The following is a 16,388-nucleotide window of genomic DNA, read 5'->3' as shown; positions in this document are numbered from 1 at the left end:
GTCTTGATCACTGCCCCAGCTCCTTTGACCAGTTGATGGCGCGCACGTAGACGCCAAGGGGATTCTTGCGCAGGCGTTCGGCATCGCGCGGCGTCTCGATTGCCACCGTGAGAATTGCGGTCCAGCGCTCGGTCGCGCTCAGGGAGCCGTTCTCGTAAACGCGTTGGGTCCAGGCGACCCGGAAGCTCTCTGAAGACGCACGGATGACGCTCGAGACATCGACGGAAATCTGCGCCTTGCCCAGCTTGGCAAAGGGATCATTGTTACGTGCAAAATCGTTGAGCGCGGCCGCGCCGCGATCGGTCGTAAAGTCATATGCCCTAAGCCAGTTCTGGCGCAGAACGATGCCGTCAGCCGGTAAGCCTCTGACGTCCTCGATAAACCGCGCCAAATGGTAGGCGATCTGGGCGTCGGTGGGCTGATAGTCGATGTTGGCTGGCGCGACACGTTGGGCTTGGCCCAGGCGATCGACCTCGACCACCCAGGGCGTGATTGATCCCTGTATTGACTGCCAAACAAGGCCTCCGGCGAGACCGGCTGACAGCATGAGGCAACCGAATGCCATCAAGCGCCAGTTCTTGGCCTGCACGCGCGCCGATCCAATGCGTTCGTCCCAGACCTGCGCTGCCTTTTGGTAGGGCGTGACAGGTTCGGGCATACGCCCGTAGTGAACGGAAGGTCGTCTGAACATGGATGTCGCCCCTGAGATCGAGTGATTGGTTGCGAGTGTCGCGGTGTGCCGATTGACGCCGCTGCTGGCGCCCGGCGAACCGGCGGGTGTTGGCAGGCTGTCAGCGCTCTCCTTCCGAGAGATCGACTGAGGAGCCGCTGCCGCCATGATCGCCGGAGCGCACAGCATGACCGGCCGCCGACGCGCCGTGCCGAATGGTCTGGGCGTGTTTCATGCGGCGCGCCCAATCGGGTTGCCCGTCTGTGCCTGTGCTCGCAGTCGGCTCACTCGCTTGACCGCTGCCGGCGAATGTGGCCGCGGCTCGACGTAAAGGGCTCAACACAGCCGAGCCACCCGCCTCGGCGACACCAGCAAGACCGCCGCTTCGATACGCCGCTGATGTGCCACTCACGATGGCAGCTCCACCGCGCCCCGCACCTGCGAGCGCACCACCAGCGAGACCAGCGCCACCAGCGGCAAGGCCGGCACCTGCCGCAACAAGCCCGCCGGCAGCAAGGCTCGTCCCGATCGCGGCGCCGGCGCCGAGCTGGGGTCCGCCCGATACAAGGCCGTTTGCGATTCCCGGGCCGAAGATTCCGAGGCCCAACAAGGAGAGGGCCGCGAGCACCAGGGTCATCGCATCTTCGATTGTTGGCTGCGCGCCGCCAAAGCCCGCCGTGAACTGTGAGAACAGGGTTGAACCGATGCCGACGATGACGGCCAGGACCAAAACCTTGATCCCGGACGATATGACATTGCCGAGGACCCGCTCCGCCGCGAATGCCGTCTTGCCAAACAAGCCAAAGGGAATGAGAACGAAGCCGGCCAACGTCGTCAGCTTGAACTCGATCAATGTGACGAAGAGCTGAATCGCCAAGATGAAGAAGGCGAGCAGCACCACGACCCACGCGAACAGGAGAACGACGATCTGCACGAAATTCTCGAAGAAGCTGATGTAGCCCATCAAGTTCGAGATCGAGTCGAGCAGCGGCCGACCGGCATCGAGCCCGACCTGAGCGATCTTTCCCGGTCGCAGGAAGTCTGATGCGGAGAGGCTTGAACCGGACGCTTTCAGACCAAGCCCGGCAAAGCTCTCAAAAACGATGCGCGCCAGACTGTTCCAGTTGCCGATCACATACGCAAAAATGCCAACGAATAGCGTTTTCTTGACAAGACGCGCGACGATGTCCTCGTCCGGGCCCCAACTCCAGAATAACGCGGCGAGCGTGATGTCGATGGCGGCAAGCGTTGTCGCGAGATACCCGACCTCACCACCCAAAAGCCCGAAGCCGTTATCGATGTAGCGGGTGAATGTCTCAAGGAACTGGTCGATGATGCCGGTGCCGGTCATGGCCTATCCTCCTCGGGCACCCCGACGGACGGATATCCTTGCGGCATCCGGCTCTGATCCTTTGGCGCGGCTGTCACGCCGGTGTCTGCAGCGGCAGCACCGTCCCGCCTGACAAAGAAGCGACGGCGGTTTTCGGCCCAGACCTTCTGGCAATGCTGATAGCCGGCGGCATCTTCCGAAGAGACGGTGCGGCAGCGCTCAAGCTCGGAACGGTCAACGTCTTTGGCCTGCTCTGCCTTAGGCGGCGAAGACGTATCTTCTCCGCCACTTAGCTGGATCGCGCAGCCTGCGACGACCAGCACCCCGACCGACATGAGTAGCGATAGCGCTTTGAATGGGCCTGTATCAGTCATCAATGGAACATCCGCACGTTTTGGGATTGATAGCCCTGCCCCGGCGTCAAAAACCGGCGGAGTTGTTCTCGCCCCTGGTCTTGGGCTGCCGCACGCTGCGCCGCTTCAAGGCTTTGCGCCCTGCCCTGCGCCGCGACAGTGGCAGTGAGATCGGCAAGCTGCTGCGCCTGAAGCGCAAGGATCTGATTGCCAGCCTGGGTCGCCTGCAGGGCGCCGCTGGCACCCTGGCTCGACGTCACAAGCGCCGATATCTGGACGCGATTGGTATCGAGGTTGCCCACGACACCAGCCTGGACCCGGAGCGCGTCTTGCAGCGCCGCGACAGAATTCTGCCACCGGGATTGAGCGTTAATGATCAACGCTTGGCTGGACTGGCTGCCGCTGGCCGGCGCATAGCTGGTCGAGAACGCGCGATCGATCTGCTGGACGTCGTAGGCGATGCGTTGGGCCTGGGCCAGCAGCTGCTGGGTGCGCTGGATCGAGGATTGCAGTTGCTGGAGCGAAGAATACGGCAGGCTTGCCAGATTCCTGGCCTGGTTGATCAGCATCTGCGCTTCGTTCTGCAACGAGGTGATCTGATTGCTGATCTGCTGCAGCTCGCGCGCGGCCGTCAGCACGTTCTGGACGTAGTTGTTGGGATCAAAGACGATCCACTGCGCTCGTGCGGGCACCGTGACGCAAAGCGTCAGGGCGATCGTGCTGGCCGCGGCAAATAGACCAAGGCGTCTCATTGCGACTTCTCCAGATTGATGAGACCGGGAATCAGGTCCGTGGCCCAGGCAACGCCGCGGTGCTGAAGCCAGGCCGGCACGAACCCGTCAGGTCCATGTTCGGCGAGGAGCTGTGCGATGGCAGCCTGGTCTGTCTTGGATGAGGCCGCCGTGAATGCGAGCGCAACCTCGCCAAGGCCAAGTTCAAACATCCGGTTGCCGCGACGGGACTGGCAGTAGTAGTCACGCTTGGGCGTTGCCCGGCTCAGTAGTTCGATCTGGCGGTCATTGAGACCGAAGCGGCGATAGATGGCCGTAATCTGAGGTTCAATGGCCCGTTCGTTCGGCAGCAACAAGCGTGTTGGGCAGCTCTCGATGATCGCCGGCGCGATTGCTGAGCCGTCGATGTCCGAAAGCGATTGGGTGGCGAAGATGACGGACGCGTTCTTCTTGCGAAGCGTCTTCAGCCATTCGCGGAGCTGGCCGGCGAAATCCTCGTCATCGAGGGCAAGCCAACCCTCATCGACGATGAGAAGTGTGGGACGGCCGTCGAGACGATCCTCAATGCGATGAAACAGATACGCCAGCACGGCGGGCGCAGCACTCGTTCCGATCAGACCTTCGGTTTCAAACGCCTGGACGGAGGACTCGCCAAGGCGCTCGAATTCAGCATCGAGCAGCCGGCCGGAAGGCCCGCCCAGGCAATAGGGTTGCAGGGCGCGTTTCAGGGAGTTCGATTGCAAGAGGACTGACAGGCCCGTAAGCGTACGTTCCTCCCTCGGCGCGGACGCGAGAGACGTCAGTGCCGACCACAGATGGTCCTTCACCTCTGGGGTGATCTCGACCCTTTCCCGTGACAGGATCGCGCCGATCCACTCGGTGGCCCATCCGCGCTCGGAAGGATCGTCGATCCAAGCCAGCGGCTGCAACGAGACGGGCCGATCGCCTCCGTCGGACAAGGCACCGCCGAGATCATGCCAATCGCCGCCCATGGCGAGCGCGGCTGCCCGGATCGAACCGCCGAAATCGAACGCAAACACCTGGGAGTTCGGGTAACGGCGGAATTGCATTGCCATCAGCGCCAGCAGGACGGATTTGCCACCACCTGTCGGCCCCACCACCAGGGTATGGCCGACGTCACCGACGTGAAGCGAAAAACGGAACGGCGTTGATCCCTCGGTCTTGCCGAACAGGAGCGGCGGAGCGCCAAAATGCAGATCCCGAGCCTCGCCCGCCCATACAGCCGACATCGGAATCATATGGGCGAGGTTGAGGGTCGACACCGGCGGCTGCCGCACATTGGCATAGACATGTCCGGGCAGACTGCCGAGCCAGGCTTCGACGGCGTTCACCGTCTCGATCATGCAGGTGAAATCGCGGCCCTGAACGACCTTCTCGACCAGGCGGAGCTTTTCATCCGCAACATTGGCAGCACCGTCCCAGACGGTGATCGTTGCCGTGACAAAGGCCTGTCCGATCTGGTCCGATCCCAGTTCCTGCAGCGCCGCGTCGGCATCGAGTGCCTTGTTGTGGGCGTCGGTATCGAGCAGCGTCGACGCCTCATTGGTCATGACCTCCTTGAGAATGGCGCCAATCGACTTTCGCTTGGCGAACCACTGGCGGCGGATCTTGGTCAAAAGCTTGGTGGCATCGGTCTTGTCGAGCATGATCGCCCGGGTCGACCAGCGGTACGAGAATGGCAGGCGATTGAGGTCATCCAAAATTCCCGGCGTCGTTGCCCCCGGGAAGCCGACGATCGTGAGGACTCGCAAATTCGCCGAGCCCAACATCGGCTCGAGACCGCCGGTCAGCGGCTGGTCCGCCAACAACGCATCGATGTACATGGGAATTTCGGGCACGCGAACCCGATGACGCTTGGTCGAGATCGTCGAGTGCAGGTAGGTCAGCGTGGCCTGATCATCGAGCCATGCGCATTCGGGCATGAATCCTTCCAGAAGCCCGAGTACGCGGCTGGTTTGATCGATAAAGCCGCGAAGTACCTCGCGAGCATCGGCTCCAACGGTCCGATCGCGCCCTTCATAGAGCAGTCGCTCTGCCTTGGCTGCGCCCTCCTCCGGAGGCAGATAGAGGAAAGTCAGGAAGTAGCTGGACTCGTAGTGGGCGCCGGCCTCCTCGAACTGGGCCCTGCGCTCGGCGTCGACCAGCGCGGATGCGACATCCGGAAATGTGCTCGGAGGATAGCTGCCGGCAAAATGGCGCTGCGCCTCAACGAACACGGCCCAGCCGGATCCCAGGCGGCGAAGTGCGTTGTTCAGACGACCGGCGACCGCGACAAGTTCAGCTGGCACCGCGCTATCGAGGTCGGGTCCACGGAACTTCGCTGTCCGCTGGAACGAGCCATCCTTGTTCAGGATGATGCCCTTGTCGACGAGGGCGGCCCAAGGCAGGAAATCGGCAAGACGCGCATTGGAATGGCGATATTCGGCAAGGTTCATCATGACCGAGAACTCAGAGGTTGAGATGACCGGGAATGCGCAGATGGCGCCGCACGACATCCACAAAGGCGGGATCGCGCCTGGCAGCCCAGACGGCGGCCATGTGGCCGATGAACCAGAGGACAAGACCTGCGATCCAGAGCCGCAGTCCGAGTCCAAGGGCGGCCGCCAACGTGCCGTTGACGATGGCGACCGCCCGCGGCGCACCGCCCATCAGGATCGGCTCGGTAAGCGCACGGTGAACCGGCACGACAAAACCTGCGACCGCCTCGTCCATCAGATCACCACGCCGCCGCCGAACGAGAAGAACGACAGGAAGAAGCTCGAGGCGGCGAATGCGATCGACAGACCGAACACGATCTGGATCAGCCTGCGAAACCCGCCGGATGAATCGCCGAAAGCGAGGGTAAGGCCGGTTACGACGATGATGATAACGGCGATGATCTTGGCGACGGGGCCTTCGACCGATTGCAGGATCTGGTTGAGCGGCTGCTCCCATGGCATGTTCGAGCCGGCCGCCCATGCGGGCGCTGTCGTCAGTACAACCTGGCTGGCAATCGCCAGCAAAGCAGCTTCTCGGGGAATACGGAATCGTGGACGCATGTCAGTCTCCTGCTGGGGAAAGGCTGTAGTCGCCGGCGGCGCCAAGCCCTGTAACAAGGGCGAGTTCAGCGAGGCGACGGTCAGCACCGCGCCCCCCGAGCACGGCGACGAGGTTGATGGTTTCGGCGATCAGGGCGCGCGGAACCGTGATGACCGCTTCCTGGATGAGCTGCTCGAGCCTCCGCAGAGCGCCGAGCGCACTACCCGAATGAATGGTGCCGATTCCGCCGGGGTGACCGGTGCCCCACGCCTTCAGGAGGTCGAGAGCTTCGGCGCCGCGGACCTCGCCGATCGGGATGCGGTCAGGACGCAGTCGAAGCGAGGAGCGGACAAGGTCGGATAAAGTGGCTACGCCGTCCTTGGTCCGTAGCGCTACGAGATTGGGCGCCTTGCATTGAAGTTCGCGCGTATCTTCGATCAGGACGACGCGGTCAGCGGTCTTCGCTACCTCGGCCAGAAGCGCGTTGGTCAAGGTGGTCTTGCCGGTCGATGTGCCACCGGCCACCAGGATATTCTTGCGAGTGGCGACCGCACTCCTCAGGGCGTCGGCTTGCCCGGAGCTCATGATCCCGGCGGCGACGTAGTCGTCGAGCGTGAAGACGGCGACCGCGGGCTTGCGGATGGAGAAAGCGGGGGCAGCAACGACCGGAGGCAACAGGCCCTCAAAACGCTCGCCGGTTCCGGGAAGTTCAGCCGAGACGCGTGGTGAGCTTGCGTGCACCTCCGCGCCTACATGGTGGGCCACCAGACGAACGATGCGCTCGCCGTCCGCCGTCGACAAGGTTTCGCCAGTGTCAACCAACCCACTCGACAATCGGTCAATCCAAAGCCGCCCATCGGGATTGAGCATGACTTCGACGATCGTATCGTCTTCCAGGTAGCCTGCGATTGCCGCGCCAAGTGCGCTGCGGAGCATTCGCGCACCGCGCGAATTCGCTTCCGATTGAATAGATTTGATTGCCACTGCCGTCCCCACCGAATGAGAACGTCTGGAGCGTTCTCGGATCGGTTGATTAGAAAACGCACCAATGGATTTGGCGCAACAAGCGCTTACGGTAAGCGTAGATTGGCGTAGGAAAAGAAAGATCAAAAACTCATATTCGCACCGCGGAGCTAACCGGAGCGCTGCTGAATATTGATGCTATTCGTCGGCAAGCTTACTGCGGACGTGCCTCACCACTCCGAATCGGTATTCGCCGGCATGACCACGAGCAATTGTTCGCACGGCATGAACGTTTCGACTGCGTCGGAAACGCTAGCGGGCAAACGGAGCGGGTTTGAACCCATCCGCCGCCCGAAGGATCCAAGCCATGGTAGAGCGAACCAGACAAACGCGGCGATCTGCACCACCAGATTGAGACCGAACGCGACTTGATAGGCAAAGACGGTCCTGTGGCCATCCACCACTGGCCACTGCTGCAAGATGAGGCCGGTCCCGCATTGGGAAACAAATGCCCAACCGAAGTGCAGCACATTCAAGGCGCCGTTGGCACGACCGGTGAGTTCCGGCGGAAAGTATTCAGCGATTGCCGCGAAGCTGACCACAGTCGCGGTTCCAGCGATTGCGATCACTGACCACGGCAAGATTGATGGCAAGGGCAAGCGAAGGATCAAGGATAGCTGGGCCGCGATGAATAGCCCTGCGATCGCGGCCACGATGATCTCTACTCCAGCCCGTCTTTGTCGGATGCAATGGACCAATGTCCCGAACGACCAGGCGCCGCCGCAAAGAACGATGGACATCGTGAACAGCTGTCCAACAAGCCTCGGATGGTCGAATCTCTCCACGTCGGTTAGCCATGGCGATGCCCACAACCCTTGCAGAGACCAGGCCGATCCGATGCAAGCGGCTGACAATGGGGCAATTCGCCAGAAACGCGGATCGCCCAAAACAGAGCTAAGGGTATTGCGAATGGTAGATCGGCCCATGATGCGCTCAGGCACCACGACGTAGATTAGAATTGCCGTCGCTCCGGTAGCGAACGCCAGGATCTCAAAGAGCTGCCGCCAGTTCATCCAACGGAGCAGGTATTCGGCGGGGGCCGTAGCGGTCACAGCTCCCAGCGATCCCAGCATGATCATGTAGCCGTTGAGCAAGGCAACTCGTTCCTTGGGAAACCAAAGGACGATGGACTTCAGTCCTGCCATCAGCGCCCCGGCCACGCCAAGCCCGAGCATGGCACGCGCGATCAAAAGTGACAGGAAACCAGTCGCTACCGCGAACAGTGCGGCCCCCGCCGCTGCGACCAGGAGCAGAACACTCTGAATGCGGCGCGGACCAAAGCGGTCCAACGATATCCCGATGGGAATCTGGACCGCCGCAAAGACAAGGAAATAGACCGACGTAAGCAACCCGAGATCGGCAGTCTCCAGACCGATATCCGAGCTCAGCTGACCGCCAATCAAAGCGTTGATCGTTCGAAACACGTACGAGAGATAATATCCAGCAGCAAAAGGTAGAAAAACGCATGCGATTCGACGCCATGCTGTTAAGGCTTGCATGCTGGCTCACTCCGTTGCTATCGGTTCGTGCGAGCCGATAGCGCGTCCAGCTTTTTGTGGGCTTGGCTAAATTGGTGCCGTCGTAGGCTGGCGTTGAAAAAGAAAGGCCGACCTGATTTGTACTTGGGCGCGAACTGATAGATTCATCAAGTCCGCTTTAAAGCCGACTCAATCGGTCATTGATGTTTGCCGGCTTCAGGCCATGTCCAGACTTATGCAGCGCTCTCAATCGCGTTTCCTTCCGAAGCCTTCAGTGCGGCTGGTGCGCAAGTTGTTGCTGCTCTGTTCAGTCGATGGGCAGCTTTAACCATCGCCTATTCTAGTCTATCGTCCGTACGCGCCAGATCGCCCTAGTACTCAGCGAGACAAGCCGTCCCAGGAAGGATCGGGATGATGGAGTCATTGCCCAGCCGCACCGCACTCGCAACGTCGCTGATGAGAGCGCTGCATTCGCGGTTCGACCCGTCTCCCCTTTTCGACGATCCCTGGGGCGATCGACTCGTTCCCGAAGCTGAACGCGAAAGGATGACTGAGCGTGTATTGGCCCGCATGGATAAAGACGCGCGTGCCCGTGCCCTGCAGGGAACCAATACAGTGTTGGACGACTTCCTGCTCGCCAATACCGCACTGCCTGGAGTGGTAATCCGCTCTCGCTATGCAGAGGACGCGCTGCGCGAGGCGACAATCAGGGGCATCAGTCAGTATGTCCTTATCGGCGCCGGGTTGGATAGCTTCGCGCTTCGCCGGCCCGCTTTTTCCTACGCCCTGACGATCTTCGAGATAGACCATCCGGCGACGCAAACGATGAAGATCCAGCGTATTAAAGAATGCGGCATGTCGCTTCCGCCGTCTGTACATTTCATCGCTACCGACCTCACGAACGACGATTTGGTGTCTGCTTTGGCTTGCTCGTGCTTCCAGAAAGACAAGAAAGCATTCTTCTCGTGGCTCGGCGTTTCGGTGTACCTGACACGCCAAGCCAATCTGGCAACCTTGCGTGCAGTGGCAACTTGCGGTGCTCCGGGAAGCGAACTTGTATTCACCTATATGGACCAAGCCGAGTTCGCCCAGAACACATCGCAATCACCACACAACGAGAATGCTAACCTGGTAGCGCAGACCGGCGAACCTTGGATTTCGGGATTCTATCCGGATGAAATCATCAACGATCTCGCCTGTGTTGGACTTGAGCTGGTTGAAGATCTAGACGGAAAGGCAATGTGGGAACGCTATCGGCGAGCAAGCACCACACTCGGACAGCCCCCCGCCAGCTTGCACATAGCCTTGGCGCGAGTGGGGAAAAGGTATTGGTGAATGCCGTCGAGCGCGGCACTGATGTCGGTTTTGGGGACGGGCGCTTGTTGAGCTAAGGCTGCTCGGCGTCTGACTCACCAGCGACAGCGGACGTCACCGCGGCTCCAGTGCTTTTCGGCTCAGGGCCAGAGAACACTCTGCTGGTAAGCAAGCAACGAAGGATCCTGGTGATCTCATTGCTCGCGGACGCCAGCCTTTCTAAGTCCATCAAGGATGCTGTCGTACTCACGGCGAAACTGCGCATTGCTCGAACGTGCGTAGCCTATTTGACGGAACCATTGGACCGTGAAGTCCGGCAAGATTGCATCCAATTCGGTCGTCACTTGGGAGGTCATTTCAAGTTGGCCGGTGGCTCCATAAGCTGAAATCAGATCCACATACGGCATCCAGTATAATTTGTTCAGATTGATCGAGCGCCTGCATTCCTCAATGGCCTCGTTGTATTGCTGCACATGGGCGTGAGCATGGCACAGGAAGAAATGCCAGGTGCTACGCGCCGGATCTTTGGGACTTAGGCGTAAAGCAATCTGAACTGGGTCGAAGGATTCGTGCGCGCGTCCCGCTGTGACAAGTGCAATTCCTTTTGTTGCGTATGCAAGCGGCGAATTTGGGTCGGCTTCCAAAGCGGCGTCGAATTCAGATAACGCTCCCTCGGGATCTCCATAGAGTAAAATGTTTCCTTTGGTTATGTGCGCATTCGCGCTCGTCGGCCGCTTTGAAAGAACTTTATCAATTAAGCTGGTGGCGATCTTTTTGTCTTCCGTCACGGCAGTTGACCAGCCGCTGAGTATGCCGCTCGCTATGCACCACGCTTTACCGAGCATCGCATCAACGTGGTCCGGATCGAGATGCAGCGCGGCCTCAAACAAGTCCTTTGCCTCGGTGATCGTTACGTTGCTCTGAGGTCCATAGACTTTTGCCCACCCGCGCATCGTGAAATCCACGGCATCTGGATTCGCGGGCTGGTCCATCAAACTGCGACGACTTTCGGCCTGGATGAGTTCAACGTTGAGAGAGCGGGCAAGCCGCGCCGTCACCTGGTCCTGCAGGGCGGCAAGATTCATCCGATCGCCGTCAAAACGATCCGACCAGACGTCACGACCGGTCGAAAGGTCTGCAAGCGACACGTTCATCCGAACCCGATCTCCAGCCCGTTGCACGGCGCCCTGCACCGCCCATCGGATACCAAGGTCCTTGCCGAGCGTCTTGAGATCGACCTGCTTATTCCTATAGGTGAAAGCCGTCCCGCGTCCGATCACGAATGTATCGGGCATTTGCGCGAGGTCGGTCGTCAGATCGGTCGTAATGCCGTCGGCGAAATAGTCCTGCTCTGCATCGTTGTTGAGGTTTGCGAATGGCAGGACAACGAGAGACAAACGGGGAGCAATGTCGGGCCGGGCCGTAGCCTCTTTTTGCGTTTTCTGGCTTTCCGGAAAGACGTCTGTGCGTAGCGTCTTCCAAACAGTCCAGTACCCGACGAGGCCACCCGCGATAGCACCCACAGCCGCAATTGAGGCGAGCGCGCCGCCGATCAACTGCAATCGTGCCCGCAAGCGGATCCTTAAACTGCGATCAGATGGCCGCTTCCCCGGTCGCCCTGATCGGATTCTGCTTCGTCCGGCTGCCTGTTATCGGATGGCGGCTTGCCAGATGGATCGTTGGAGACCTCCCAGTTTGTCACCGCCGCCTCCCGCACGGGCTATACGCCCGGATTTCGAAACCTAGCAGAATTGCACGGCTTCAGGTTGGGTCATGGCCTCTGACTCATTCGCGTTCTTTTAAGTTGCCGCTCGACAGTTTCCAGCGCTCGCGGGGCCTCTTGCTGCATGATAGATGTATCCGAGCCAATGCCGAACGGGTGCGAGCCGAGCCGGACTCCTCCGCTCTCTCCTTCATGGTGAATGCAAAGAATCCGATTCCGGAAAGCCAGATGATCGCCAACGTGAAAATCGCAATTGGCGGCGGCATCAATGAGCCGCGGGACGCCCTGCTGACAGTGCTTTACGGTCTTTTAACCAACCCTGATCAGCTCGAGGCCGTGCGGGCAGAGGGCAAATGGCGCGCAGCCTTCGGCACGAGCCCGACCCAAGCCGAGAAGTCCCGCCCCGATCGGAAGGTCTTGGCATCGGCAACGCTTGCGACTAGCGCCGTTGCCAGTGCTGGACCGACGCCAGGGATCGCATCCAGTCGCTTGCTCGTCGCGTTTGATCGATGCCAGGCAATAATGCCCTTATCGAACTCCAGGATCTGAGCCTTCAGTCCCCGCAACTGACCGCCGAGAGCCGCAAGACACGCGCGGGCCACCTCCGGGACCCGGCGGTCGGCTGGATCGGCGACGACTTCCAACAGCTGTTCCACACCCCTGCGCCCGACGGGGGCAACAATCCCGAACTCGGCCAGATATGCGCGGATCGAGTTGATGACGGCAGTCTGCTGGCGAACGAAGAGATGGCGCACGCGATGAAGCATCAGACAGCTCTGTTGCTCGATCGTCTTGGTCGGCACGAACCGCATGTTGGGCCTTGTGACCGCCTCGCAAATAGCCTCTGCGTCGGTGCTGTCGTTCTTCTGCCGCTTGACGTAGGGCTTCACATAGGCCGGTGGCATCAGTCGCACCGTATGCCCCAACGCCTGCAGCTCGCGGGACCAATGGTGCGATGAAGCGCAAGCCTCGATCCCGACTAGGCACGGCGGCAACTTCTCAAAGAAGGACAGCACGAAACGGCGCTTGAGCTGACGGCGTATGATCACCTTGCCGGCTGTATCAACCCCATGCACTTGAAAGACCGACTTCGCGATATCCAGACCAATCGTTGAAATTGACTGCATAGGCTGCTCCTCCGAATCGTGGGAGCCTTAAACGGCGCCCATTGTTTGGCACTCTCGTGCCCGTGGAGGAGCCGTCCACAGCATCACAAGCGGAAGTGAATGCAAAGGAGGCGGCCCTGATCACGCCCTGTGTTCCGGGGACCAGCTCTGATTGGTCATCCAAGAACGCCATCGAGACACCTCCAGCAGCGGCGATCAAAAGCAGATGGCTTTGGGAAGAGAAGCCCGCGAGAGACGATCCAACAACGCCGGACGCTGTAACGAGAGCGAGCTGCCAGCGCCGCCCTTCCAGAGAGTAATCGACAAGCGCACTTGGAAACGCAACCAAAACACTCAAGAACGGAAGCCCAACCAACCAACCAAGAGCACTCGTCGACCCAAACAGAAAGTCGAGCACGCCGCCCATAAGCAGCGGCCCGACTATGAGAAACGTAAAAATGCGTTTCATTGGGTCAATGCCTCGCAAGAAAGGCGATCCGTTCGGAGCGTGGTGGCTCGTATAACCGGGTTGTGTTAACGCGGCACGAAGCCGAATCCGACAAACGTCTGCTACGGGTCAATAGCTGCCCATGCAACGGCGTGCAGCACAGGTCCGCTAAGGGCAGAACCGGCCCAATGCACTCCCTCAGGGATGCTGGTTTACTGCCCTCAGGAGTCCGCGCGGCTAGGCCAGGGGTAAGGGCCACGAGCGGCCGTTGCTTGCGGCTTAACGGGAGAGCCGCGGGGTGGGATGGTGTTAAGTCATCCGATGCCGCTGTTGGCGCATGATAGCCCGCGGGTCGTCAGCGTATTCCCGCGCCACTCGGCGAGCTTCTGAAGTGCGCTCATCCAGCTCAGTGACGGTGACTATCTGTTCGACGCTCCGGGCCAGCTGCTCATAGTTATTCGCAACTTGGCGGAGCGTATTTCTGGTCTGCGGGAATTCGCAGCAGTCGGCTTTGGTGCGAAATTCCTCGGCGCGCATCCGCCAGTACTTCGCTGTGTGCATTCGTTCGATACCCATGGCCAAGCCCTCGAATGGACCGTTGAGTCGCCATTCGCCGGGATCGCTTCGGCTGTCCATAAGCCGCGCTCCGACTTGAGGCTAGTTGTACAGGCGTCGATCTCCCTAGTCGTATCAATTGATACAGCCGCCCGTTAATTTTCGCATTTGCCTAGCTCGCCTAAGCACGGGAGCCATTTGGATGCGCATTCCGCTTCGGTTCAATAGCGGACCATCCGTCCGCCCCCTTCACGGCAGCGGCCGCTCGCCTCAGGGGCGCGGAGTTTTACGACGGTCCAGATTTTCGACGGGCTGCTCTGACCGTTCCAGCTGTTCTTGGCTCTGGGCGAGCAAACGGTAGCTGCTTTCCATCTGCTCGTAGAGGTGGCGGGTGGGCGGATGTGACATCTGCTCTTTGAGCCGGCGATAGAAGTCGGCCCGCTCCAGGTACTTGGCGACCTTCGCTGATGGCATCGTGAAATTCTTGCTCTCTCCGTCCAACCCGGTGCCGCCGGGATCTCTGTCAAAATTGGCTTCCGCGTTTCTCGGCGGCTTCGGCGAGCTTCATCCAGTCGCCCGCGAGCCGCAACCATACTTCGGCGGCGTCTAGGCTGACCGCTGTCGCCGCCTGTTGGCGGCACTCATCCGCCTGCTCGCGGAACCGTTTGCATCCTCTTGGCTCATGAGCCGAAAATAGCCACAACGCCCTTTGCGGTCTACTCCCTCAGCGATGCGGCGGCTCTTCTGGCGGACTGGGTGGCGGCAGTCCATATTCCATGGCGCGCTTTGCCGCCAGCTTTCGATAGGCCGCCGCCTGGTTCAACAGTTGGGTTTTGAAGGTCGAATCCTGCTCGCCCGCCGCCAATTTTTCCAGGCTCACGGCGCGCTCTAGGTATTCAGTCAACAGTTTCATCGCCGCCCCCGGCTTCTCTCTGATCCTCAAAAATCGCAAGGCGCGCCCGGTCCGCGGGCCGGCACAAGCTGCTCAGTGCGAACCACTGGGATTTCTTGCCGCCGTCGTACAGGTCGCTGGCGATCTGCTCGATGGTAGACCGATGGTTTTTGAACGTCCGGCGATGTCATTCGGATCGGCGCCGTCGGCGGCGGCACGTTCGCGTAAGGTGGTCCATTCGACCCGGCAAGTGATACGGTCACCGCCGCTGAACATCGCGAATAGAACGGCTTCAGGCGGCGCCTCCTCGAAGTCGCCGGATGGGTCTGGGGTAAGGGGCATCTCGAACTCTCCGTGTCAATTGCGCGCGGATGCCAACTGTCGACCTCGCCCGTCCATCCTATTTTGCTCTCTCAGGGGCAGCGCGATGTCCTGGAGTCCGCTTCGGGTCAACAGCAGCGGTAGCCGCGATGCTGGATTGTCGTCGGGTTTGCCTCTGACAGCCGACATGACACGGGTTCGAGCGACCATCGGCTAAGCAATCTTAGGCCCGCCGCGAACCCGCCGCTGACTCGACTTAATCGTCCGGTTCGTATCATTGCGCCTTAAACTAATGTGTGTGACCATATGGCTCCGGCCGCCCGATGCCGATGAAAAGCGAGTGCCAATGACTGTTTTCTTAGGCTCGGTGTTCGTAATGGACGTTGACAGCAAAGCTACGTTCGCCTTCGAGGCGAAGAACTTCCCAGAGGCACTCGAGCTATGCAAAGAGGGTTGGGTTCGTGAAGACCTGATTACGATGACATCGAACGGCGTGCCGCTTTGCTCCTCCACGGCGAAGTTGACAGTTCGCAGAGCTGACGAAGCCGAGATTGTCATCTATCGCAACGCCGCTATCCAAGCCCAGACCGAAAACTTGGTTCTAGCATATCTTGTCGATTTGGACCGCGCTTAACGCGCAACGGCTCGAAAGCGGCTGGCGAGACAAGCGTAGCTCGGCGTCGAGCTAACCGACTACAGCGGACATCACGGCGGCTGAAACGATCTTCGGCTTAGGGCCACAAGTGGGAACCAATGAGCCGCTCCTTGCTCAATGGCGTCGGTTAGTGCTCCCGCGACGATTTCCCGTCGGCCCCGATGAGCGGACATCTTAAGTGCCCATCGCAATGTCTCAAACGGGCTGCTGTGAACAGGTCACAGTCCAGCGCTTATGCCCCGGCCCCGGCAGCGTCGGCTTCATCTTCGCCAAGGTCTTTGCCCCAACGAGTTTTCGCAGCCGCTTGCATGTCCCGCTTCTTCGCGTTGCCTTTGCCGGTGGCGGGGATTTTCAGTTTGCTGAGGTGGATCGCCGACCATGGGAGCCCGCCAGCTCGCAGGCGAGTACGGCAGCTCCGAGCATGGGGAAGAGAGCTTTGACGCTGGAGAACTGTCCGGAGAAAGGTTCTTCGATACAGACGCCGATGCAGTCCGGCCCGGCAAATCTCTGGACGACCTCGTGAACGCCGACCGTTCGGCTGCCGGTGTTGCCTGTCATTCGGCCTGCAATATTGGCTCTGACGCATATTCGATGATCGTGATTGTTTTTATGGCGCGCCAATCAGCCTAGCCTGAAGGAGATCGAGCTTAGCGCGCCCGTACATTTGCCGTTTGACCAGCTTGAGCTTGGTGATCTGAGCTTCCACTTGGCCATTGGACCATGGTTGCGTGATAGCCGCGTGCACCGCGC

Annotated in this window: 18 protein-coding genes and 1 pseudogene; 4 read left to right on the top strand and 15 right to left on the bottom strand. The window is 60.1% G+C overall.

The window, feature by feature from the left end:
• Window positions 1-7: 7 nt before the first annotated feature.
• From trbF to ACFQX9_RS35365, 9 genes are all read right to left on the bottom strand, one after another.
• Window positions 8-691 (bottom strand): conjugal transfer protein TrbF, encoded by a 684-nt coding sequence (gene trbF, locus ACFQX9_RS35405; RefSeq protein WP_377791857.1) that lies wholly within the window; start codon window positions 689-691, stop codon window positions 8-10.
• Between the two features lie 100 nt (window positions 692-791).
• Window positions 792-2,021 (bottom strand): P-type conjugative transfer protein TrbL, encoded by a 1,230-nt coding sequence (gene trbL, locus ACFQX9_RS35400; protein WP_377791826.1) that lies wholly within the window; start codon window positions 2,019-2,021, stop codon window positions 792-794.
• Window positions 2,018-2,374, bottom strand: a complete 357-nt coding sequence (trbK-alt, locus tag ACFQX9_RS35395; protein ID WP_377791825.1) for a putative entry exclusion protein TrbK-alt — start codon at window positions 2,372-2,374, stop codon at window positions 2,018-2,020. Before trbK-alt ends, trbL begins: the two co-directional genes overlap by 4 nt.
• Window positions 2,374-3,105: a P-type conjugative transfer protein TrbJ gene (trbJ, locus tag ACFQX9_RS35390; protein ID WP_377791824.1), complete on the bottom strand. Its 732-nt coding sequence runs from the start codon at window positions 3,103-3,105 to the stop codon at window positions 2,374-2,376. Before trbJ ends, trbK-alt begins: the two co-directional genes overlap by 1 nt.
• Window positions 3,102-5,543 carry a conjugal transfer protein TrbE gene (trbE, locus tag ACFQX9_RS35385; RefSeq protein ID WP_377791856.1) on the bottom strand — a complete coding sequence of 814 codons (2,442 nt, stop codon included), beginning with the start codon at window positions 5,541-5,543 and terminating at the stop codon, window positions 3,102-3,104. Before trbE ends, trbJ begins: the two co-directional genes overlap by 4 nt.
• A gap of 10 nt (window positions 5,544-5,553) precedes the next feature.
• Window positions 5,554-5,817 (bottom strand): VirB3 family type IV secretion system protein, encoded by a 264-nt coding sequence (locus ACFQX9_RS35380; protein WP_085394395.1) that lies wholly within the window; start codon window positions 5,815-5,817, stop codon window positions 5,554-5,556.
• Window positions 5,817-6,143 carry a TrbC/VirB2 family protein gene (locus ACFQX9_RS35375; protein ID WP_085394394.1) on the bottom strand — a complete coding sequence of 109 codons (327 nt, stop codon included), beginning with the start codon at window positions 6,141-6,143 and terminating at the stop codon, window positions 5,817-5,819. The genes ACFQX9_RS35380 and ACFQX9_RS35375 overlap by 1 nt, the downstream gene beginning before the upstream one ends.
• A 1-nt stretch (window position 6,144) precedes the next feature.
• Entirely contained in the window at window positions 6,145-7,059 is a 915-nt protein-coding gene (gene trbB, locus ACFQX9_RS35370; RefSeq protein ID WP_317246408.1) for a P-type conjugative transfer ATPase TrbB, read from the bottom strand.
• Window positions 7,060-7,316: 257 nt separating this feature from the next.
• Entirely contained in the window at window positions 7,317-8,645 is a 1,329-nt protein-coding gene (locus ACFQX9_RS35365) for an MFS transporter (RefSeq protein WP_377791823.1), read from the bottom strand.
• Window positions 8,646-9,035: 390 nt separating this feature from the next.
• Here ACFQX9_RS35365 and ACFQX9_RS35360 point away from each other — a divergent pair, with 390 nt between their 5' ends.
• Window positions 9,036-9,959 (top strand): class I SAM-dependent methyltransferase, encoded by a 924-nt coding sequence (locus tag ACFQX9_RS35360; protein WP_377791822.1) that lies wholly within the window; start codon window positions 9,036-9,038, stop codon window positions 9,957-9,959.
• 173 nt (window positions 9,960-10,132) lie between these two features.
• Here ACFQX9_RS35360 and ACFQX9_RS35355 read toward each other — a convergent pair whose 3' ends face one another.
• Complete coding sequence (locus ACFQX9_RS35355; protein WP_377791821.1) at window positions 10,133-11,500, bottom strand: tetratricopeptide repeat protein; 1,368 nt, start codon at window positions 11,498-11,500, stop codon at window positions 10,133-10,135.
• Window positions 11,501-11,787: 287 nt separating this feature from the next.
• Between ACFQX9_RS35355 and ACFQX9_RS35350 the strand changes: the two are divergent.
• Window positions 11,788-12,030: pseudogene (locus ACFQX9_RS35350) on the top strand (cytochrome P450); the annotation flags it as partial.
• On the opposite strand, the gene ACFQX9_RS35345 reads toward ACFQX9_RS35350, so the two are convergent.
• The 5 genes from ACFQX9_RS35345 to ACFQX9_RS35325 all read right to left on the bottom strand — a co-directional run bounded on the left by ACFQX9_RS35345 (window position 11,985) and on the right by ACFQX9_RS35325 (window position 14,683).
• Window positions 11,985-12,788 carry an IS110 family transposase gene (locus ACFQX9_RS35345; protein WP_377791819.1) on the bottom strand — a complete coding sequence of 268 codons (804 nt, stop codon included), beginning with the start codon at window positions 12,786-12,788 and terminating at the stop codon, window positions 11,985-11,987. The pseudogene ACFQX9_RS35350 and the gene ACFQX9_RS35345 sit on opposite strands and share 46 nt — an antisense overlap.
• Entirely contained in the window at window positions 12,724-13,236 is a 513-nt protein-coding gene (locus ACFQX9_RS35340) for a hypothetical protein (RefSeq protein ID WP_377791818.1), read from the bottom strand. The genes ACFQX9_RS35345 and ACFQX9_RS35340 overlap by 65 nt, the downstream gene beginning before the upstream one ends.
• Before the next feature lie 288 nt (window positions 13,237-13,524).
• On the bottom strand, window positions 13,525-13,851 hold the full coding sequence (locus ACFQX9_RS35335; RefSeq protein ID WP_377791817.1) for a hypothetical protein: 327 nt from the start codon (window positions 13,849-13,851) through the stop codon (window positions 13,525-13,527).
• A gap of 189 nt (window positions 13,852-14,040) precedes the next feature.
• Window positions 14,041-14,244, bottom strand: coding sequence for a hypothetical protein (locus ACFQX9_RS35330; RefSeq protein WP_377791816.1), 204 nt, complete (start codon window positions 14,242-14,244; stop codon window positions 14,041-14,043).
• Between the two features lie 250 nt (window positions 14,245-14,494).
• Entirely contained in the window at window positions 14,495-14,683 is a 189-nt protein-coding gene (locus ACFQX9_RS35325) for a hypothetical protein (RefSeq protein ID WP_377791815.1), read from the bottom strand.
• A 646-nt stretch (window positions 14,684-15,329) separates the two neighbouring features.
• On the opposite strand from ACFQX9_RS35325, the gene ACFQX9_RS35320 reads away from it, so the two are divergent.
• Complete coding sequence (locus ACFQX9_RS35320; RefSeq protein ID WP_377791814.1) at window positions 15,330-15,617, top strand: hypothetical protein; 288 nt, start codon at window positions 15,330-15,332, stop codon at window positions 15,615-15,617.
• A 399-nt stretch (window positions 15,618-16,016) separates the two neighbouring features.
• Window positions 16,017-16,268 (top strand): hypothetical protein, encoded by a 252-nt coding sequence (locus ACFQX9_RS35315; RefSeq protein ID WP_377791813.1) that lies wholly within the window; start codon window positions 16,017-16,019, stop codon window positions 16,266-16,268.
• Window positions 16,269-16,388 lie beyond the last annotated feature (120 nt).

Origin of the sequence: Bradyrhizobium sp. GCM10028915 (genome assembly GCF_042666195.1) — a bacterium.
Taxonomy (GTDB): domain Bacteria; phylum Pseudomonadota; class Alphaproteobacteria; order Rhizobiales; family Xanthobacteraceae; genus Bradyrhizobium; species Bradyrhizobium canariense_D.
The sequence above is the reverse complement of the archived record's forward strand: the minus strand, read 5'-3'. Positions and strand labels throughout refer to the sequence as shown.